We start from the raw sequence: 20,599 nt of genomic DNA on the forward strand, positions 1-20,599 counted from the left end.
TATAGATACACAAGAGCATATTCGGGGTGAAGACTCGAATGTATAAGGAGGCAAGAGAGGTATGGGATATCAAGGAGGCGACTATGATGTGATCATCGTCGGTGCGGGCCATGCGGGCGTAGAATCGGCTTTGGCAGCGGCACGGATGGGCTGTCGTACATTGATGATCACAATTAACTTGGATATGGTCGCATTCATGCCCTGCAACCCGTCTATTGGTGGTCCCGCAAAGGGTCATGTAGTACGGGAAATTGATGCATTGGGTGGCGAAATGGGTCGGAATATCGACAAGACATTTATCCAAATGAGAATGTTAAATACTGGTAAGGGCCCTGCCGTGCATGCCTTGCGCGCACAAGCAGACAAGTTCTCTTATCAGCATGCGATGAAGGAAACGATGGAGAAAGAACCGAATCTGACCTTACGTCAAGGCATGGTTGAAGAGCTGATTATAGAAGACGGCCAATGCGTAGGTGTGATTACGAAGACGGGCACAGAGTATCGTAGTAAAGCAGTTGTCCTGACGACGGGCACCTATCTGCGCGGAAAAATCATTATGGGTGAGCTGATGTATGAGAGTGGTCCGAACAATCAGCAGCCTTCGCTGAGACTTTCTGAACATTTGAGAGAGCTTGGGTTTGATCTCGTTCGCTTTAAAACAGGGACGCCACCACGTGTGCATAAGGATACGATTGATTTTAGCAAAACAGAAATACAGCCAGGCGATGATCAGCCGAAGTTCTTCTCCTATGAAACGAAGTCCTCGGATAATGAGCAGTTGCCTTGCTGGCTGACGTATACTTCAGTGGAAACACATCAGATTATTAATGATAATTTGCATCGTGCACCGATGTTCTCTGGTCTGATCGAAGGAACGGGACCACGTTATTGCCCCTCTATTGAAGATAAAGTGGTGCGTTTCAGTGATAAGCCGAAGCACCAAATCTTTTTGGAGCCTGAGGGTAAAAACACATCTGAATACTATGTTCAAGGCTTGTCAACAAGCTTGCCAGAGGATGTGCAATTAGCAGTACTGCGTACCATTCCAGGGATGGAAAAGGTAGAAATGATGCGTAACGGTTACGCTATTGAATATGATGCGATGGTACCTACTCAGTTGTGGCCTACTTTGGAAACGAAAAAAGTACCTGGCTTGTTCACAGCAGGTCAGATTAACGGGACATCCGGTTATGAAGAAGCTGCGGGTCAAGGAATTATGGCTGGGATTAATGCAGCTCGCAAGGTGCAGGGAAAAGAGCCCGTCGTACTGGATCGTTCTCAAGGCTACATTGGGGTTCTGATTGACGACCTGGTGACAAAGGGTACAAATGAGCCATATCGTTTGCTGACATCCCGTGCAGAATACCGTCTGTTGTTGCGGCATGATAACGCGGATCTTCGATTGACTCCGATCGGGCATGATATTGGTCTGATTACTGACGAACGATACGAGCGCTTTTTGGATAAAAAACAAAAGGTAGAGCAAGAAATTGAGCGTTTACGCTTAGCTAAAGTTCGCCCGGTTGATGTAAATGAGATGCTGGAGCAAGGCGGATCTGCACCGATACAGGACGGCAGTAATTTGTTAACAGTGCTGCGTCGACCTGAGATCAGCTATGCACAAGTGGCACAAATTTCGCCTTCACCTGTAGCTCTTACTGAGGAAGAGCAAGAACAGGTGGAAATCCAAATTAAGTATGCGGGCTACATTGAAAAGCAATTAATGCATGTAGAACGCCTGCAAAAGATGGAGAAGAAGAAGCTCCCAGAGGATATCGCATACAATGAAGTTCAAGGCTTGGCCATTGAAGCCAAGCAGAAACTTGAGAAGATCCGTCCGATGTCCATTGGTCAGGCATCCCGTATCTCCGGTGTAACTCCTGCGGATATTTCCATTTTGCTGGTTTATCTGGAGCACTATAACCGTGTAACGGCAGCGAGGGGATCTTAATGGACGCGATACAACAGCAGTTTAAGCAGCGGCTGGCAGAGCATAGCATTGTGATTAATGACAGTCAGTTAGAGCAGTTTGAAACGTATTACCGTGTGCTGGTTGAATGGAATGAAAAAATGAACCTGACGGGCATTACTGAGCGAGATGCAGTGTACACCAAGCATTTTTACGATTCTGTTTCACTTGCCTTTTATGTTCCGTTAAATGATGTGGGGAGCCTGGCTGACATTGGGTCAGGTGCTGGTTTTCCTGGGATTCCCTTGAAAATATGCTTTCCACATATTCAATTGACCATTGTAGACTCATTGAACAAACGCATACAATTTTTAGCTCATGTTGTAGAGCAGTTGGGACTGGAAAATGTCGAACTGATTCACAGCAGGGCAGAGGAATTGGGGCGCAAAGCAGGATATCGTGATAGCTATGATCTGGTCACAGCTCGAGCCGTTGCCCGTCTCGCGGTACTAAATGAATTTTGTCTTCCTTTTGTCCGTGAGGGGGGCCACTTTGCAGCGATGAAGGGTAGCGACCCAACGGAAGAAATCGGGGAAGCCTCCTACAGTTTGAAAGAGCTAAAGGGAAAAATCAAGCATGTTCAGGCCTTTCAGCTACCTGTTGAGGATGCAGCCAGACATATGATTATTATTGAAAAAAGAGCAGCTACACCACGGAAATACCCGCGTAAGCCAGGTACTCCTTTGAAAACACCTTTAGTGTAAATGTTTGAAAAAAAGTGAATGTTTCACGTGAAACATTCACTTTTTTTATGGTTTATAAACTCCTTGCTTAAGATGGCTCCTTGCCGAATGCCCTCTACATAATTTATTCTTTTATCCTTCTGAAAAGCTGTTAGAGACGATAGGATTATGACTGGAAAAGTGATAGAATAGAGATAATCGTTTTAGTGTAAGTTGGCTGCTTCCCGTACCCATGATTTCAGATATACATATAGGGAAGTGGGACAACAAATGTCAGGGGAGTACGTGGAGTGTACCCGCTTACGGCGCTGTTTCATATAGAAGGGTCTACAATCCCCGTAAGGAACTGTTTTTCACGAAGCGCTGTTTGTATGGTGCTATTATGAAATTAGGTGGTATTATACGGAATGAAAGAACAATTTTCCAAGCTATTTGGTTTGACGGAGCGCTCCAATGGGGACGAAATAAAACAAATTCCAGTTCGGGATATTGTCAGCAGTCCTTATCAGCCCCGCACCATATTTGACGACGAAAAGATTGATGAGCTATGCCAGACTATTAAGACGCATGGTGTAATTCAACCGATTGTCGTTCGTTTCCGTAATGGACAATATGAAATTATAGCAGGGGAACGTCGTTGGAGAGCTGTCACCAAGCTGGGTATGGAGACGATTCCAGCCATTGTTCGTGAGTTTAATGATTCACAAGCTGCATCCATCGCGTTGATTGAGAATCTTCAGCGGGAGGGCCTAACTGCGATTGAAGAGGCTGTAGCTTATCAAAAGCTGATTGACCTGCATCAACTCACCCAGGAAAGCCTCGCTCAGCGACTTGGCAAAAGCCAATCCACTATTGCTAATAAGATACGGCTGCTTCATTTGCCGGAGAGAGTGAAAGAGGCTCTAATGGAGCGGAAGGTGTCCGAGCGTCACGCTCGTGCATTATTGTCGTTAGAGACCGAAGAGCTACAGTACAAGGTTTTAGATGAAGTGATTGCTAAGGAACTCAATGTGAAGCAGACAGAGGCACGAGTTGCCTTCTATAAACAAGTATCCACGATTAAGAAATCTAAGCGGATTTCCTTTACCAAGGATGTCCGGCTTGCGCTGAATACGATTCGTCAATCCATTGATATGGTGTCTGGCTCAGGGTTGGATATCAAAACAAAGGAATCTGATCATGAGGATCACTATGAGATTGTCATTCAAATTCCCAAACGTAAGTAAGGGATGAAGCGTACAGCGGCAGCAATTGCCGCTTTTTCTGTCTAACGCCAACATAAAACCGCAGCATACTCGTATTCTATTTTGAAATTGCCGTTATCCGTAAGTTAAGGACTAAGTAACGTCTTCATAGAGCTTTTTCATGGAACGTAGCAGGATTCCGATTAAATTATGAGGTGAATGAAGTGTCAAAAATAATAGCCGTAGCCAATCAAAAAGGCGGAGTAGGCAAAACGACTACTTCCGTGAATTTGGGCGCCGGACTTGCTTCCCTCGGCAAAAGGGTATTGCTCGTGGATATCGACCCGCAAGGTAATACAACTAGCGGTGTGGGTATCAATAAGGCGGATGTGGCAAATTGTATTTATGATGTACTCATTAACGAAGTTGACCCTAGCGAGGCGATTATCAGTACACAGGTTGAGGGATTGGATATTATCCCGGCAACCATCCAATTAGCAGGTGCTGAAATCGAGCTGGTACCAACTATTTCTCGCGAATTGAGATTAAAAAGATCACTTCAACTCGTCAAGCATAATTACGATTATATATTAATAGATTGCCCTCCATCACTGGGGATTTTGACGCTCAATTCCTTGACGGCTTCCGATTCAGTCATTATTCCAATCCAATGTGAATATTACGCGCTGGAAGGATTAAGCCAATTGTTGAATACCGTGCGATTAGTGCAAAAACATCTAAACACCTCATTGCAAATTGAGGGCGTATTGCTAACCATGTTTGACGCCCGCACGAACTTGGGTATTCAGGTGATTGAAGAAGTGAAAAAATATTTTCAAAGCAAAGTTTATCAGACGATTATTCCACGCAACGTGAGACTCAGCGAAGCACCATCACATGGCCAGTCCATTATTACGTATGATCCCCGGTCTCGTGGGGCAGAGGTATATATTGAGTTGGCAAAGGAAGTGGTATCTTATGAGTAAACGGTTGGGAAAGGGACTGGACGCACTTATTCCCTCCCTTACAGTCAGTGACGAGGATAAGGTTGTTGACATTCCGCTCAGTCAGTTGCGGGCGAACCCATACCAGCCTCGGAAAACGTTTGATGAGGAGTCCATTAAGGAATTAGCGGAATCCATTCGTCAGCACGGTGTTATCCAACCCATTATTGCGCGTAGTGTCTTGAGAGGTTATGAGATTATAGCCGGGGAAAGACGGTTTCGGGCCTCTCAATTTTGCGGGAATCCAACCATACCTGTGGTTGTTCGCAATTTTACAGATCAGCAGGTAATGGAGATTGCCCTGATTGAGAATTTGCAGCGTGAAAACTTAAATGCAATGGAAGTGGCGGTGGCTTATCAGGGGTTAATGGATCAGTTTTCTTTAACTCAGGAAGAGTTGTCCATGAAAGTGGGAAAATCACGTTCACACATTGCCAATTTTCTCCGTTTGCTCGCATTGCCTGAGGAGGTTAAAGATCATGTTTCACGTGGAACATTGTCTATGGGGCATGCTAGAGCAATTGTCGGGCTCAAAGATCCAGACATGGTAAAACAGCTGGCCATGCAATGTATTGAGCAACAGTGGAGCGTTCGTGAACTTGAGGAAGCCGTACAACAGTTGGATCATAAGCCTGGAGAAACAAAAGCTAAAGCCAAGGTGCGAAAAAAGGACCCCTATATTGACCATATGGAAGAGTCCCTGCGCGAGCGTTTTAAAACAACTGTAAAGATCAAGCACAATAAAGATAAAGGAAAAATCGAATTGAATTATTACAGCCAGCAGGATTTGGAAAGATTACTGGAGCTATTACAGTAGTCTGTAAAAATATGGACATGTCTCCTTGAGTGAAATGGAAAGTGAGATATGTCTTTGCTTTGTCTGGAATTGCAGGAATTAGAATGGTTTTGATGGATAAACTAATAGCCTTGTGTTATTTGTCTCGCTGTTCTCAAACGTTTAAAATAAAAGGTAAGCAAAGCAGTAACATGATTTTTGAGGTAGAGGGGTAGAAACAAACATATGGCTGAATTGAATGGACTAATCATGGAGCAGCTTGCTGGTATTGTTGCAGGGATCGTGCTTATTTTGCTTATCCTGTTGATTGTTGTTATTGTACAGGGATCAAAGCTGAAGAAGATGCGGCGAAAGTATGAAACCATGATGGCAGGCAGCGGGGTAGAGAATTTGGAGACGCTGCTGATTGATTTAAAGGTACAGATGGACACGATTGAAGATGAGCAGGAAGCCCACCGTGCAAGTATGAAATCACTACGCAGCAAACTGACTGGCTTGAAGGGACATATAGGCATCAAACGCTATAATGCCTTTGGTGAGAGAGGGAGCGATCTAAGCTTCTCTCTGGCTATTGTAGACGATAATCAGGACGGAATAGTATTGACCGGTATTTATAACCGGGATGGCTCATATGTGTATGCCAAGCCTCTGGAAGCGGGGCAATCTTCTTATTCCTTATCACCTGAAGAGAAAGAAGCTATTACTCTTGCGCAGCAAGTAGGACAGACCGGTAATGCCACTCCTTAATTGCGGAGTATAAGCTACTAGCTATGATATCTGATAATTTCATGACCAAATTTAGTCTCGTATTTTGCAACACAAAGTATTCCATGAAGCCGCCGACGTTAACGATACCAGTTAAATGGATATCGCCGACCGGCGGTAATTCTTTATTTACACCTGCTCCAGGCTTAAGAGGACCCTCTGCAACCTGAATGCATCCAACACTGGAGGTTTGTCCAAGACATGCGTCTATACCAATGATATAAGGCTGTTCGTATCGGTCATGTATGCCGTTCAGCGTCGTTTGAAGGTTCATAGCATGTACAGGCTCATCTAATGTTCCATACAAGTTAAACAGGGGGCTTTTATAGCGTGACAAATGGGTACCAACGAGCGGACCAAGGCAATCTCCAGTAGAACGATCGGTGCCGATGCAAATGATGACGATATTTTGCAGACTCCGTGCCTGATGCAGATGGAACAGCAAGCGATGGATGATGGCTGATTGGATCCCGGGATCGGTGTGTGATATTTTTAAGCTTAGGGGTTCTTGCCCCGGAATGAAGTCAGAATGAGTCATGGAATCTTCCTTTCGTCCTGTAATGGAGCGTGCAGGTTGTGCTCGCCTACCTTTAAGATTTCACTTGGCCTGCGGGTAACAATTATTCTCAAGATAGTAGCTAGTATATGGATAAACTTGCGTTTTTATACTCGGGAAAAGTAGATTATTCATAGTCGTATGTTTGAAGTCGGGAGATATGCTTATATAGATAGGAAATAGAATGTGGGAAATAGAAAGAGTGGTTCCCTGGTTTGAGGAGGAGTACAGCATGACCTTTATACATTGGTTGACCGGTAATTTAGACACGGATGACGTAGTGCAAGGTGCGATTCATTGGAAGGATGCTGTATGGAAATGGCTTACAGATAGTGCGATGTGGTCGACCTTTTTGTTTGTGATTTTGAAAATCGTAATTATTTTCATCATTACACGTATCTTTATTCGAGTTATTAATAAAATTATAGATAAGTCGATGGAGCAAAAGGGAGATAACGGCAGATTCCGATTGAATACCAGACGGTTAACGACTGTGGGCGAACTGCTGAAAAATGTAACAAATATTGTATTCAATTTCATCTTGATTATGCTGGTGCTATCGCAAATGGGTATAAATCTAGGCCCTCTGATTGCTGGAGCTGGAGTGCTTGGGTTGGCTGTAGGTTTTGGGGCACAGAGCTTGGTTAAGGATGTAATTACCGGATTCTTCATTATATTTGAGGATCAATTTGCCGTAGGAGACGTCATTCAGACGGGAACTTTCAAGGGGACGGTAGAAATGATTGGGCTGCGTACAACCAGGCTGGTGAGCTGGAAAGGTGAGGTGTATATTTTACCGAACGGCTCCATTACGACGGTAACGAACTTCTCCATGTCCAACGCGTTGGCGGTGGTAGATGTGCCGATGAAGGCGGAGCGTAGTCTGGAGGAAGCCGTCAGCTTGGTAAAACAGGCGATCCAAGGCATCGAAGAGTCCAATGCGCAGATACTTAATATGCCGGATGTGTTAGGCGTTCAGTCCATGACTACATCAGAGTATATCGTACGGGTTGTGGCGGAATGTATGCCGAATACAGGGGCCTTGGTAGAGCGTGATATTCAGAATAATATCAAGAGGGCTCTAGAGGACGAGGAACATCGTCAGGCTGCACTGGAGACGGCAATCACCCTTGAAAAAGAAGATGAGTCAGGAAGAAAAGGGGGAGAGAAGGGTGGAGCGTAAGTCGTTTGAACTAGGGGATATTGTGCAGATGAAGAAGCCTCATCCATGTGGAACGAACGAGATGGAAATTATCCGGATGGGGATGGATATTCGAATCAAATGTGTCGGATGCCAGCATAGTGTGCTGATTCCGCGTGCCAAGTTCGAAAAGAATATGAAGAAAGTGTTGCGCTCAAAGTCCAGCGCTGGCGAGCAGAATTCGGAAACCATTTGAGCAGAGAAAGTGGATCATGGTGAACAAGAAATCAGCTTGCGTCATGGTAGCAATGATGATATAATTATCCTTGCTGCGGAAAGGTACCCAAGAGGTCCAAGGGGGCTGACTCGAAATCAGTTAGGCGTCGCAAGGCGTGCGTGGGTTCGAATCCCACTCTTTCCGCCACTAACTTCATGAACTGGATCAATCTCTTACGTCTGCTGACGTAAGAGATTTTTTGGTTTATGGAAATAAACCATTATTAGGTTATAAAAATGAATGTAGCGTTATCGAAGAAATGATTAAGAACCTCTTGGTGAATGAATAAGGTGTTAAAGTAAAAGAAAGCTCCTAACAGCGTTTGAAATAATTGCCGTCAGGAGCATTCTTTTGTTATAGCTGGTTAGGCGGGTAATGATAGCGTTTTGTTCTCTTTGAGCCAGAGATCATCAGCAGGATGGCGGCGATCAAATGGAGTGCCCAGCCAACAAAAGGAATCCAGGCTAGCAAGGAAGTGAGTACTCCCCAGACAGAACCGTAGATCGCTTCCTGATTGCGTAACGACAGGATAAGTGTTACTGCATGCAGGACAAGCATAAACCCCAGTGCTGAGTAGCCAGTCCCCATGACAATAGCTCCTCCCACAATCGGTACAGCCAGCACCAATTCGAATATACCTGATATCCACTTTAATATACGAGAATAGCTCATCTTTAAACCTCCGTAGATAGTAGGTCTTTGTACTTGGATATATTCTAGCAGAAGGAGCTGAATTAATCTGCATTTTACCAGCATATGCAAAAAGTCCGATAATGCAACAAAGGAGGACCACAAAGGTCCTCCATCGTAGGCGATACATTTTTAACAGGATACGATCTGTCCAATCACATCATGAAACTCGGTGTACTGACTAGCAATACCGTGTTGAAAAGACAGTGTCCTTTTACACAAACCTAACGCTTCTAATGCCCGGAATGGATCTCCTAACAGTTTGTAAGGCTACGTTGTCCAACGGAACCACACCTCTCTGTTGTATCGCCTAATCATAATATGGCCAGGATTCCGAAGAAATATACATTAGTGGACACGAGCTTTCGTTTTTTTCTTCCACTTGCGATTATGGTTGGTGGTCTTCGGAAAAGAATCGCCTCTTTCCAACGTTATTTGCTGCGGGTTTTGGATTTCAGTATGAAAGCTTTTTTCTCCAACCTCCATATATACGCCGTCATTTGGGACCTTATCCCCGGGTACGAACTCAGTCTTTTCACCCATACGGTTGTGCCTCCTTAGATAATGAATTTGGACTGCAACGGTTATTGTGCGCTGTCTTAAACAGAAACATGCGAAATCAGGGCACATAGATAGTAGTTAATCAAAAATGATTTCCTTTATATATGCAAAATTTGTGAAGTGATATAAAAATGTATAAAGCTAATAATAGGTTGTGTGTGAACAGCTTTTAGCCTTGTGCTCGAAATTGCAGGTTGCATTCAGGTGCTCGATTTGGTAAACTGTTTTAGTGCGAGTTTAGGCTCGTTCCTTGCTCTCAACTGAGATTGAGGGCCTTATGTCCATAAGGAGGTGTAAAGAATGCGCAAATATGAAGTGATGTACATTATTCGTCCTGACATTGAACAAGAAGCTGTTCAAGCGACAGTCGACAAATTCCAAGGTATCATCTCTAACGGCGGTGGCGAAATTACGAATCACGATGTAACTAAACGCCGTCTTGCGTATGAGATCAAGAAATTCCGTGATGGTTCTTTCGTTCTGGTAAACTTCACAGCAGAACCTGCTGTTGTTACTGAGCTTGAGCGTATCATGAAAATTTCTGACGAAGTAATTCGTTATCTCATTACGAACGACGTAGCTTAATTATTGTACGTGATTATGTAATGAACAACGCTCAAAGGAGGGGATTGGATTGTTGAACCGTGTCATTCTGATCGGTCGTTTGACCAAAGATCCAGAGCTGCGCTATACACCGTCTGGTGTAGCAGTAACCCAGTTCACCCTGGCTGTAGACCGTCCGTTTACAAGTCAAGGCGGCGAACGGGAAGCGGATTTCTTGCCGATCGTAACCTGGCGTCAGCTTGCTGAAACATGCGCTAACTATCTTCGTAAAGGTCGTTTGACGGCTGTTGAAGGCCGTGTACAAGTGCGTAATTATGAGAACAATGAAGGAAAACGTGTATACGTGACTGAAATTGTTGCTGATAATGTACGTTTCTTGGAATCTAACCGCGATAGCGGCAACGGTGGCGGCAATAGCGGTGGAGGTATGCGTGAGGAGTCTCCTTTCGGAGGCGGTAACAGCAATAGTGGGCGCGGGAATAATAACTCGCGAAACAATCAGGATCCTTTTTCCGATGACGGAAAACCGATCGATATTTCGGATGATGATTTACCATTTTAATTGGGAAAGGACTGACAAAGAATGGGCTTCAGACAAAGAGAAGGCGGAGACGATAACAAAAGACCAGCTCGTCGTGGTGGTCGCAACAAACGTCGTAAAGTATGTTTCTTCACTGTGAACAAAATTACTCACATTGACTATAAAGATACAGACTTGCTTAAAAAATTCATCAGCGAACGTGGAAAAATTCTTCCTCGTCGTGTGACTGGAACAAGCGCGAAATATCAACGTATGTTGACAATCGCTGTTAAACGTTCCCGTCAAATCGCATTGCTTCCTTACACTACTGAATAGTAGTGGGTGGAAAAAAAGGATGTCTCCAATTCTGGGGACATCCTTTTTATAATTTTTTTTTATTGACAACAAGTGCCATCTATTGTAACTTACTATACAATCCATGTTTACCCATTAAGTATAAATCACCTTTTAGTGGCTTAAGAAATTACAAGCTCCCCAACTCGCCAGAGTACACATTTCGGTCATTCGAAATGTTATTTTATATTACATAACACTCAGTTTTCTGTCATTTTCCACAAGTAAATTTCATAAACTTTACAAAAATAGATGTTTTGCAATTGCATTTTACATAAAAAAAGATATTGACGTGATATTATTTTACACTTAAGATAAACCTTAATAAAAATGTAATGGTTGTCAGTGCACAAAATTGACCAAGGGTCTAAAACATGTGTTCTACACTATCATTAGGAACAGTAAGGAGGATGTGCAAAACTTCATTTTTGAACCTCAAGCTTTAACGAATCACCGCAGGAATGAGACAGGCTGTTAAATAAAGAACCGACAAGGGGGATTAACAGGATGGTGCAAACGAAGAAATGGGTTTCTTTGCTTATGGTGCTTACGATCGTTGGTGTTCTGTTTGCAGGATGTAGTGGAGGTGCTAATGAGGCACAGCCGCAGCAAGGCAATGCGGATAATAAAACAGAGGGAAATGAAGCAAGCGCACCAGTTACAGAGGGTGTTATTAAAGCGACGGATTTGTCGCAAAATCCTCCAGGAGCAACGAATCGGAAAGATAACATTGTAGTAGGTATGACGTCACCTAAAGGGGTATTTAACCCGCTATTCTGGCAAACAACTTACGATTTATATGTAGTCAGAACAGTATTTGATTCCTTCTTACAGGTGAAGGCAGATGGTACATATGAAAATAGTTTGGCTGAAAAGGTTGATGTATCGCCGGATGGTCTAAAATACACATTCCATCTGAAACCAGGTGTGAAGTATAGTGACGGCACTCCAGTAACCGTAAAGGATTATGCTTTTGTTCTCAAAGTGCTGCATGATCCGAATTATGATGGAGAAAGCGATATATTATCTTTTAAGATTAAAGGCGGTAAGGAATACCACGATGGCAAGGCGAATGATATCTCAGGTATCAAGGTCATTGATGATAACACAGTAGAGGTAACCGTTACAGAAGCAACAGCTTATACGAAGGATTATCTGGGTGAGCAATACTTCATGCCAGAAGCTTATTACGGAAAAGGGTTCAAGAAGGGTAACCTGGACAGCATCAAGGCGCTTAATAATAAACCAATCGGCTCCGGGCAGTATGTTCTGAAGAGCTTTTCCCCAGGTCAACAAGTCGTACTTGAAGCGAATCCAAACTACTTCAAAGGTGCACCAAAGGTGAAATCAGTTATTTTCAAAACGACAACAGAAGAAACAAACCTGTCTATGCTGCAAACAGGCGAAACGGACATGGACAATATCACAGTTACGGAAGACAATGTAGAGGAATTAAAGGCTCTAGGCTTCTTGGACGTGAATATTATGCCGACCAATGGCTATGGATATATTGCATTTAATCACAAGGAAAAGAAATTCCAGGACCCTAAAGTACGTCAGGCTTTAACTATTGGTTTAAACCGTAAAGAGATTGTACAGGGCGTGTATGGCCCATATGCGAATGTCATTAACATTCCACAATCTACAGAATCTTGGTCTTATACGGATGAAGGCATCAACAAATATGAATTTGATACAGCTAAGGCGAAGGCTTTGCTGGATGAGGCAGGCTGGAAGGTTGGGGCTGACGGAATTCGCGAAAAGGACGGAGAAAAGCTGACCATTAACTTCTCCGCAACTGCTGATAATCCAGTAGTAGAGGCCTTGCTACCGATCATGTCCAATAACTATAAGGAGCTGGGCATCAAGCTGACTTCTGAAACTTTAGATTTTAACGCCATTATGGATAAAAAGGATACGGGCAAGTTTGATATGTTCTTTGCGGCTTGGGGCTTAACTCCAGACCCGGACACAACGACTTTTATTACGAATGGTGCACAAAATGATATCGGCTATTCCAATAAAAAGGTTGATGAATTAACACTTGCTGGTAAGCATGAACTGGATCAAGAAAAACGCAAACAGATTTACAAACAGCTCTATCAAGAGCTGAACAAAGATCTGCCAACTATCTTTTTGTACCAACGCAGAGATATGTGGCCAGTGAATGGACGTGTATCCGGCTTAGAAATTACACCATACAAAGATTTTGAGTTCACTCTGCATAACGCTCAAATCGCTCAATAAGGGTTGCCAATTGTATGCTCAGCTCTCACGAGCTGGGCATATCACTTTATTCGTCTGGAGGAATGAATATGAAGCAGTACATTATTCGAAGACTGCTGCAACTCATCCCCACACTTATTGGCATATCCATTATCGTTTTTGCGATTTCAGCCATGGTGCCGGGTGATTATATTACAGCCAAGCAGAACCCGAATATGACCGCCGAGAAGGCGCAGCAGCTACGACATATCTACGGGCTGGATAAACCAGAATACCAACGTTATTTTATATGGGCCGGTAATATGTTAAAGGGAAATATGGGGGATTCATTGCAGCATAAGCAGCCAGTAACGAAGGTCATTGGCAATTATGTATGGAACTCTTTTATTATCGCTTTTTTTAGTCTTATTTTTAGCTGGCTCATTGCAGTTGTTGCAGGGGTATTTTCAGCTAAGTTTCAATATTCGTTATTCGATAAGTTCGTTACGTTATTCATTTTCTTATGTATGTCACTGCCTTCATTTTTTATTGGTTTATTGGTCATCAAAATATTTGCCCTTGAATGGGGAATTCTCCCGGTTGGGGGTATGACTACAGCAGGGATGGAAGCAGGTTCGTGGGCGTATATGGTGGATGTCCTCAAGCATATGTTCCTGCCGACACTCGTACTTACGATGCTGAGTACAGGAAGCCTGACTCGTTATTTCCGTACAGGCATGTTGGAGGTCATCCGTCAGGATTATATCCGTACCGCACGCGCCAAGGGTTTGAAGGAACGGACGGTTATTTTCAAACATGCACTGCGCAATGCCCTGATTCCAGCAATCACACTGCTCGGGTTCGAGCTTCCAGCCTTATTTGGTGGGGCGATGATCCTGGAAAAGGTATTTGTATGGCCAGGTGTGGGGCAGGTTTATCTGGAGTCGATTAGTATGCGGGATTATCCGTTTATGCTGGGCTTCACCATTTTTCTGGCTGTTCTCACGCTCATTGGCAATCTACTGTCTGATGTATTGTATGGCATGGCAGATCCAAGAATTCGCTTGAAGTAGGAGGGATACTATTGTCCGCAGAAACAGTCACGATTGAAACGAATCAAAAGGCGGCGATCCGTCCTGAAGCGTCTCCATGGAGAATCGCCATTCGTCGTTTTAACCAAAACCGCCTGGCTTTGGCAGGTCTCGTTATATTAATTCTCATGGTTATCATTTGTGTATTTGGCCCCATGATTTCACCTTATCATTTAGATGATTACAAGCTATCTGACAAAAATTTATCCCCTAATGCGAAGTACTGGCTTGGTACGGATAAGTTTGGTAGAGATATTTTACTGCGTACGATGCTGGCCGGCCGTATTTCTTTGACAGTGGGACTGGTCGCCACGTTTATTTCGGTCATGATCGGGGCGACGTTGGGTGCGCTGGCAGGGTTTTATCGTAAAGGCGTGGATACGGTTATTATGCGGATTGCCGATATTTTCATGGCGCTGCCTACATTGCCGCTGCTTATTATTTTAGGTGCTGTTCTGTCGGATTTGAAGGTTGATCCGTCGAACCGTATTTATTTTCTGATGCTTATTATTGGGGTCCTGAGCTGGACGAGCTTGTCCCGTCTGGTCAGAGGGCAGATTCTTACGCTGCGTGAACAGGAGTTCATGCAGGCGACGGAAGCGCTGGGCTTGAGAGACCGCCGCAAAATATTCCGACATCTGCTACCGAACACGATTCCTACTATTATTGTTACGGCTACGCTTGGAGTGGCTGGTGCGATTATTACAGAATCTGCGCTCAGTTACTTGGGGATTGGCGTCGTGCCGCCCACACCTTCGTGGGGGAACATGATATCGGCTGCGAATAACCTGATTGACTTCCGCAAACGGCCCTGGATATGGGTACCACCGGGAATGTGTATTCTAATTACTGTTGTAGCGATTAATCTGATTGGCGACGGTTTACGGGACGCGCTGGACCCTAAAATGAAGAAGTAGGAGACGAACGTTTATGGAAAATGCTTTGATTGAATTTCGTAACCTGAAAACCCACTTTCATACCTCTAACGGAACTGTCAAAGCGGTCAATGACGTCAGTTTTAAAATTCGTGAGGGTGAAACGCTCTGTGTGGTAGGAGAATCTGGCTGTGGTAAGAGTGTAACTGCAATGACGATGATGCGGTTGATTGATTCTCCCCATACCTCAGACGGACAAATCTGGTTTGAGGGCAAAGACCTCTTAAAACTCAATAAAGGTCAAATGCAGCAAATTCGCGGCAATGACATTTCGATTATTTTTCAGGAACCGATGTCTTCGCTGAATCCAGTGCTTACGATTGGGGAACAGATTACGGAGCCGTTGCTGATGCATACATTAATGAGTAAAAAAGAAGCACGCGCCCGGGCAATTGAACTGATTAATTTGGTGGGCATTTCGCGATCGGAGGAAATATTCCATTCTTATCCTCATGAATTGAGTGGCGGTATGCGCCAGCGGATTATGATTGCTATTGCTTTAAGCTGCAATCCGAAGCTGTTGATTGCGGATGAACCGACAACGGCACTGGATGTAACAATTCAGGCGCAGATTCTTGATTTAATGCGGGATTTGAAGGATAAGCTTAAAACGTCCATTATGCTGATTACGCACGACTTGGGTGTCGTGGCAGAAATGGCCGATTATGTGGTCGTTATGTATGCCGGGAACGTTATTGAAGAGGCTCCTGTCATTGAGCTGTTCAAAAATCCGCAGCATCCGTATACTCAAGGGCTATTAAAGGCTAAACCTGTCATTAATCAGAAAATGGATCGGCTGTATTCCATCCCAGGACAGGTTCCAAACCCCATTGAGCTGGGTGAAAATTGCCATTTTCATGATCGTTGCGCACATTGCATGCAAATATGCAAGGATCAGGCTCCTTCCTTGAATGAAAAGGGAAATGGTCATAAGGTTGCCTGCTGGCTATATGAGAAAGAAGGGGGGCAACGGGTATGAGCGAGCCTTTGATTCAAGTGGAAGGGCTGAAAAAGTATTTCCCGATCACAGGCGGGGTGTTTCAGCGTACGGTCGGACATGTAAAGGCGGTCGATGATGTATCCTTTCATATTCATAAGGGTGAATCGTTTGGTCTGGTAGGAGAATCGGGCTGCGGTAAAAGTACGATTGGACGCACGATTCTCAGATTGATGGATAAGACAGAGGGATCAGTACGGTACAAGGGCGAAGATTTGCACGCATTAAACAAGGAGCAGATTCGTGCGCTTCGTCCAAAGCTGCAAATCGTCTTCCAGGACCCTTTTAGTTCACTGAACCCGAGAATTAAGGTGGGTGAGGCGATCGGAGAGGCTTTGCTGGATCACGGGTTGATTGATCGTAATGATCTACGGCAGAAGGTCAACGAAACGCTGAACATTTGTGGGCTGTCCTCATATCACTATGATCGTTATCCGCATGAGTTCTCTGGCGGTCAGCGGCAGCGGATCGGGATTGCAAGGGCCTTGATTTTGAATCCTGATTTTATTGTGGCTGACGAGCCGGTATCTGCTCTGGATGTGTCGATTCAAGCCCAGATCATTAACTTGTTAAGCGATTTGCAACAGGAACGCCAACTGACGTACCTGTTCATCTCGCATGATCTGAGTGTAGTCGAGCATCTGTGTAGCCGGATTGGTGTGATGTATCTGGGCTCGATGGTAGAGTTGGCTTCCAAGGAGGAGCTGTTCAGCAATCCGCTACACCCATACACCAAGGCTCTGCTATCAGCAGTACCGATTCCAGATCCGACGATCAAAAGGCAGCGGATTGTGTTAAAAGGGGACATCCCGTCTCCGGCTAATCCGCCGTCAGGATGCAAGTTTCATACACGCTGTCCTATGGCGGAAGCGCGCTGTAGAACAGAGGCTCCAGTATACCGAGATTCGGGCGACCAGCATTTTGTAGCCTGTCATTTTGCCTAATACGGCATACTGAAGAAGCAAAATATCCGTTATCCTGTAACAGGGATTGGCGGGTATTTTGTCGTGAAATAAAAAAAGGTAAAAAAATTGTATCTTTTTTTCGAAAAATTGCAGACAAAATGGATTTTTCATCGTCTAATAAGATATGGAGGTTATTACGATGATGAAAAAACATTGGTTACGTTGGGCTATTGTCGTCCCGGTACTTATTATATTGATTTTTATTACTCTTGGACCCCGCTTGTTGATCGGAAAGCCGAATGTGGATGCAGACGCTGCAGTGCTGATGGACATGCACACCGGGGAATTACTGATGGATGTGAATGGCGATAAGCCTATGCCTTCTGCAAATATGTCCAAGCTCATGACCGAGCTATTGGTACTGGAGGATATTCGGACCGGACGGTTAGGCTGGAATGATGAGGTGCGAATTAGTCGTTATGCCAGTACGGTGGGTGGTGTGAATCTGTCTCTTCGGTATGGGGAAAGAATGACCGTATCTGAACTGTTCCAAAGTATGGTTGTGTATTCAGCGAATGACGCCGCTGTAGCGCTGGCAGAGCGTTCATCAGGGAATGAGTCCGCTTTTGTGAAGCGCATGAATGAAAAGGCTGCTCAAATTGGGCTGTCACCCGGTAGTCGCTTTAGTAATGCCTCTGGGGCTGGTCAGAGTGAATTGGGGCCGAACCATCCTAAGGATATTCGCGGAGAAACGAAAATGACGGCAAGCGACACTGCAAAGTTGGCCTCTTACTTGATTACGTCACATCCTGAGATTCTCAGAACGTCCAGCCGCACACAGATGGAATTGAAGGATAAGGGCATTTACATCAGTAATACGAACTGGATGCTGCCTTCCTTGGCTGGACCGTACTCTTATGCGGGGACGGACGGATTGAAAGCAGGGTACACAAGCGATGCTGGATACTGCTTCACTGGTACAGCTGAGCAGCATGGCAAACGATTAGTTGCTGTAGTGCTGGGTGCACCGAGCAAGGAAGAGCGTTTCGCACAGACACGGAAGCTGTTTGATTATGGTTTTTCTCTGTCCACCTCTTTTCCGGTACGATTGCAAAATTTGGTGAAACTGTCTCTGCATTAAGATAAAAGATAACTTTGAAAGCTACATAGAATACTTATATAAACGTAAATGAGGGCTTTGACCGTAAGGGCAAAGCCTTTTTTGTCATGAGTTTGAGGAACTAACCACGCCATGGCACTTTTGACAACAAGGTAGCAGACCTTTTATGCTTTGAGGGGAAGTTTCCGCTTCATGAGGGATCAATCCGGTTTAATGAAGAGATGGGATTTGTGGACGAAAGAAGGAAGGAAGCCATGATGGAGAGAAGACATAAGAGAAGGACCCGTGGAAAGCCCAAAAAGAAAAAGAGGTTTACCGCTCTATATATTTCATGTATTGTCTTGCTTTTAGTTGCAGTAGGGGGCTATCTATTCCGCAAACAGCTGACGCTCGTGGCTTTTGACTGGTTTGTGTCACCGACGCTGGAAAGCAAGCTGGAGAAATCCTACCAGCCTCGTCAATCCAAGGAACAACAGCCCCAAGAGACCGTTGCTTACCAGAAGGAGCCTTTTTCGGTGTTATTACTGGGGACAGATCAACGGCCCAATGAAAAGGCACGTGGTCGCTCAGATACGGTGATATATGCTGCTGTACGGCCCGCAGAATCGCGTGTGCTCTTGATTTCTATCCCAAGGGATACGTATGTACAGATTGCCGGACATGATTCCAATCGAGATGGCGAGGATGATTTTGATAAGTTGGGGCATGCTTATGCGTTCGGAGGCGAGGATATGTCCATGGGCACTGTAGAGAAGCTGATGGAGCATAAGGTCGATTATTATGCTACGATTAATTTCCAGGGTATTCAGGATGCCGTGAATGCAGTGGGCGGAGTAGTGTTACCTATCGACCAGCCCATCGAGAATAAAAACCCGCTGCATATCAAGTTCCGTATTGAGGCGGGCAAGCCGCTTTATAATGGTGAAGAAGCCATGTATTATGTTAGGTATCGGGAAGATAGCGACTTCAACCGTACAAAACGTCAGCAAATTTTTTTGAATGCTATGGCCGATAGGCTACTGAATATCGACGGAATCACCAAGATCCCGGAGTTGCTCGATATCATGGGGGCCAATTTCACAACGGATATGGAACCTGCCTTTATTACTGGGCTTGGCAAGCAAGCTATTTCACAAGGGAATCCACAAATCTCAAGTTTTACGATTACGGGGGAAGGGTTCAAGAAGAAGGGCCTGTACTATGACCGGGCTAATGAACAGGAACTTGAATATGCCAGACTTATGATTGCGAACTGGCTAGACTCTGATACAACCCCGCAGACGCTGAGGCTTCCCGACAAACAGGACATTCAGTGAGTAATCAATGGATTTATATTTGATTTTGAGGGGGATTCGTTTCTCATGAATATTGCTTTTTTCTTGCTTCCCAAACAAGAGGTCGCTTGTGTAACGGCGGATGCTACTCTACGGCAAACATTGGAACGAATGGAATATCACCGATTCACAGCGGTTCCTATTTTGGATAAGGAAGGTAGATATACGGGTACGGTTACAGAGGGTGACCTATTGTGGCATATGAAAGAGTCTGAGGGGAAAATCACCTTTGAAAACGCTTCTAAGTTTATGCTCAAGGACGTTCCGCTACGGGTTTCGATGAAACCTGTATCCATTGATGCCAATATGGAGGATCTGATTAATTTGGCGAAGGTACAAAACTTTGTGCCCGTTGTGGATGATATGGAAAGGTTTATCGGTATCGTGCGCCGCAGCCAAATTATTGAGTATTGTGAGAAATTTGTGTCCAAGGAATCGCTTAATACTTCAAGCTAAAATAAGCAGCAAAGCCGCACTGAAGATTACTATCACCCTAGGGGCTAACAGTGTTGACATGGGCTTATAATAAGCAGCAAAGCTGCTCTGAAAATAACGATTTACCCTATGGGGTAACAGTTATTTTCAAAATAGGATATGCTATAATGGAGAATAAAGCTTTTTCAGAGGGGTGTGACTCTTCATCATATGCCTAAAGAAATGGATGTAGTTAAACGAGCCAAGGTTATTGAATGGCTTAAAACAGAGGTGCTTGACCAAGTCTCCCGTCTGTTTAAGGCGATGTGGGAAGGCAGTACAGTCCGTATTGGTGACTGTTTGGCCAGCCTGGTGATGAGCAGTTATATTCTGGGGAGGCGTCTTGGGGTGTCTTACCGTGAATTGGATGATCTACTCATCGACAAGCTAAGAAAGCACAGAAAAGAAGGACACCAGCTGGAGGATTGGTATCAGGACATTTCCGCACTGGAAGAACATATGCGTAAGAGGTGA

General features: G+C 44.5%; 23 protein-coding genes and 1 tRNA gene. 21 read left to right on the top strand and 3 right to left on the bottom strand.

Annotation, left to right across the window (positions count from 1 at the left end):
• Nucleotides 1–61 precede the first annotated feature (61 nt).
• The 6 genes from mnmG to C400_RS0103510 all read left to right on the top strand — a co-directional run bounded on the left by mnmG (nt 62) and on the right by C400_RS0103510 (nt 6,383).
• Complete coding sequence (gene mnmG, locus C400_RS0103485; protein WP_016822445.1) at nt 62–1,951, top strand: tRNA uridine-5-carboxymethylaminomethyl(34) synthesis enzyme MnmG; 1,890 nt, start codon at nt 62–64, stop codon at nt 1,949–1,951.
• A complete protein-coding gene (rsmG, locus tag C400_RS0103490) occupies nt 1,951–2,673 on the top strand; it encodes a 16S rRNA (guanine(527)-N(7))-methyltransferase RsmG (RefSeq protein ID WP_017425982.1) in 723 nt (240 codons plus the stop codon). The genes mnmG and rsmG overlap by 1 nt, the downstream gene beginning before the upstream one ends.
• A gap of 386 nt (nt 2,674–3,059) precedes the next feature.
• Entirely contained in the window at nt 3,060–3,878 is an 819-nt protein-coding gene (noc, locus tag C400_RS0103495; RefSeq protein WP_013373916.1) for a nucleoid occlusion protein, read from the top strand.
• A 182-nt stretch (nt 3,879–4,060) separates the two neighbouring features.
• Nucleotides 4,061–4,822, top strand: a complete 762-nt coding sequence (locus tag C400_RS0103500; protein WP_013373915.1) for a ParA family protein — start codon at nt 4,061–4,063, stop codon at nt 4,820–4,822.
• On the top strand, nt 4,815–5,657 hold the full coding sequence (locus C400_RS0103505; RefSeq protein ID WP_016822448.1) for a ParB/RepB/Spo0J family partition protein: 843 nt from the start codon (nt 4,815–4,817) through the stop codon (nt 5,655–5,657). The genes C400_RS0103500 and C400_RS0103505 overlap by 8 nt, the downstream gene beginning before the upstream one ends.
• 204 nt (nt 5,658–5,861) lie before the next feature.
• Nucleotides 5,862–6,383 carry a DUF4446 family protein gene (locus C400_RS0103510; protein WP_016822449.1) on the top strand — a complete coding sequence of 174 codons (522 nt, stop codon included), beginning with the start codon at nt 5,862–5,864 and terminating at the stop codon, nt 6,381–6,383.
• Here C400_RS0103510 and yyaC read toward each other — a convergent pair.
• Nucleotides 6,337–6,939 carry a spore protease YyaC gene (yyaC, locus tag C400_RS26560; protein ID WP_019689093.1) on the bottom strand — a complete coding sequence of 201 codons (603 nt, stop codon included), beginning with the start codon at nt 6,937–6,939 and terminating at the stop codon, nt 6,337–6,339. The genes C400_RS0103510 and yyaC overlap by 47 nt on opposite strands.
• Before the next feature lie 250 nt (nt 6,940–7,189).
• Here yyaC and C400_RS0103520 point away from each other — a divergent pair, with 250 nt between their 5' ends.
• The 3 genes from C400_RS0103520 (at nt 7,190) to C400_RS0103530 (ending at nt 8,522) form a co-directional block, all read left to right on the top strand.
• Nucleotides 7,190–8,140 carry a mechanosensitive ion channel family protein gene (locus tag C400_RS0103520; RefSeq protein ID WP_017425984.1) on the top strand — a complete coding sequence of 317 codons (951 nt, stop codon included), beginning with the start codon at nt 7,190–7,192 and terminating at the stop codon, nt 8,138–8,140.
• Nucleotides 8,130–8,354 (top strand): DUF951 domain-containing protein, encoded by a 225-nt coding sequence (locus C400_RS0103525; RefSeq protein ID WP_016822452.1) that lies wholly within the window; start codon nt 8,130–8,132, stop codon nt 8,352–8,354. The genes C400_RS0103520 and C400_RS0103525 overlap by 11 nt, the downstream gene beginning before the upstream one ends.
• Before the next feature lie 77 nt (nt 8,355–8,431).
• Nucleotides 8,432–8,522 (top strand) — tRNA-Ser (locus C400_RS0103530).
• A 207-nt stretch (nt 8,523–8,729) separates the two neighbouring features.
• Here C400_RS0103530 and C400_RS0103535 read toward each other — a convergent pair.
• Both C400_RS0103535 and C400_RS0103540 read right to left on the bottom strand, forming a co-directional pair.
• Complete coding sequence (locus C400_RS0103535; protein ID WP_016822453.1) at nt 8,730–9,047, bottom strand: hypothetical protein; 318 nt, start codon at nt 9,045–9,047, stop codon at nt 8,730–8,732.
• Between the two features lie 366 nt (nt 9,048–9,413).
• Complete coding sequence (locus C400_RS0103540) at nt 9,414–9,608, bottom strand: YjzC family protein (RefSeq protein ID WP_013373906.1); 195 nt, start codon at nt 9,606–9,608, stop codon at nt 9,414–9,416.
• Between the two features lie 318 nt (nt 9,609–9,926).
• Between C400_RS0103540 and rpsF the strand changes: the two genes are divergently transcribed.
• From rpsF to C400_RS0103600, 12 genes are all read left to right on the top strand, one after another.
• Complete coding sequence (rpsF, locus tag C400_RS0103545) at nt 9,927–10,211, top strand: 30S ribosomal protein S6 (protein ID WP_007433230.1); 285 nt, start codon at nt 9,927–9,929, stop codon at nt 10,209–10,211.
• Nucleotides 10,212–10,260: 49 nt separating this feature from the next.
• Nucleotides 10,261–10,752, top strand: a complete 492-nt coding sequence (gene ssb, locus C400_RS0103550) for a single-stranded DNA-binding protein (RefSeq protein ID WP_010346813.1) — start codon at nt 10,261–10,263, stop codon at nt 10,750–10,752.
• A gap of 21 nt (nt 10,753–10,773) precedes the next feature.
• Entirely contained in the window at nt 10,774–11,046 is a 273-nt protein-coding gene (rpsR, locus tag C400_RS0103555) for a 30S ribosomal protein S18 (RefSeq protein WP_013312800.1), read from the top strand.
• Nucleotides 11,047–11,571: 525 nt separating this feature from the next.
• Complete coding sequence (locus tag C400_RS0103560; RefSeq protein WP_013373905.1) at nt 11,572–13,311, top strand: ABC transporter substrate-binding protein; 1,740 nt, start codon at nt 11,572–11,574, stop codon at nt 13,309–13,311.
• 68 nt (nt 13,312–13,379) lie between these two features.
• Entirely contained in the window at nt 13,380–14,342 is a 963-nt protein-coding gene (locus tag C400_RS0103565; RefSeq protein ID WP_016822455.1) for an ABC transporter permease, read from the top strand.
• An 11-nt stretch (nt 14,343–14,353) separates the two neighbouring features.
• Complete coding sequence (opp4C, locus tag C400_RS0103570) at nt 14,354–15,277, top strand: oligopeptide ABC transporter permease (protein ID WP_017425985.1); 924 nt, start codon at nt 14,354–14,356, stop codon at nt 15,275–15,277.
• A gap of 13 nt (nt 15,278–15,290) precedes the next feature.
• Nucleotides 15,291–16,274 carry an ABC transporter ATP-binding protein gene (locus C400_RS0103575; RefSeq protein WP_017425986.1) on the top strand — a complete coding sequence of 328 codons (984 nt, stop codon included), beginning with the start codon at nt 15,291–15,293 and terminating at the stop codon, nt 16,272–16,274.
• Nucleotides 16,271–17,236 (top strand): ABC transporter ATP-binding protein, encoded by a 966-nt coding sequence (locus tag C400_RS0103580; RefSeq protein ID WP_017425987.1) that lies wholly within the window; start codon nt 16,271–16,273, stop codon nt 17,234–17,236. Before C400_RS0103575 ends, C400_RS0103580 begins: the two co-directional genes overlap by 4 nt.
• Before the next feature lie 160 nt (nt 17,237–17,396).
• Complete coding sequence (locus C400_RS0103585; RefSeq protein ID WP_016822459.1) at nt 17,397–18,338, top strand: D-alanyl-D-alanine carboxypeptidase family protein; 942 nt, start codon at nt 17,397–17,399, stop codon at nt 18,336–18,338.
• A gap of 233 nt (nt 18,339–18,571) precedes the next feature.
• Nucleotides 18,572–19,633 (top strand): LCP family protein, encoded by a 1,062-nt coding sequence (locus tag C400_RS0103590; RefSeq protein ID WP_017425988.1) that lies wholly within the window; start codon nt 18,572–18,574, stop codon nt 19,631–19,633.
• A gap of 45 nt (nt 19,634–19,678) precedes the next feature.
• Entirely contained in the window at nt 19,679–20,107 is a 429-nt protein-coding gene (locus tag C400_RS0103595) for a CBS domain-containing protein (RefSeq protein WP_013373897.1), read from the top strand.
• Nucleotides 20,108–20,296: 189 nt separating this feature from the next.
• Complete coding sequence (locus tag C400_RS0103600; RefSeq protein ID WP_013373896.1) at nt 20,297–20,599, top strand: MazG-like family protein; 303 nt, start codon at nt 20,297–20,299, stop codon at nt 20,597–20,599.

The organism is Paenibacillus sp. ICGEB2008 (assembly GCF_000307675.1).
Classification (GTDB): domain Bacteria; phylum Bacillota; class Bacilli; order Paenibacillales; family Paenibacillaceae; genus Paenibacillus; species Paenibacillus polymyxa.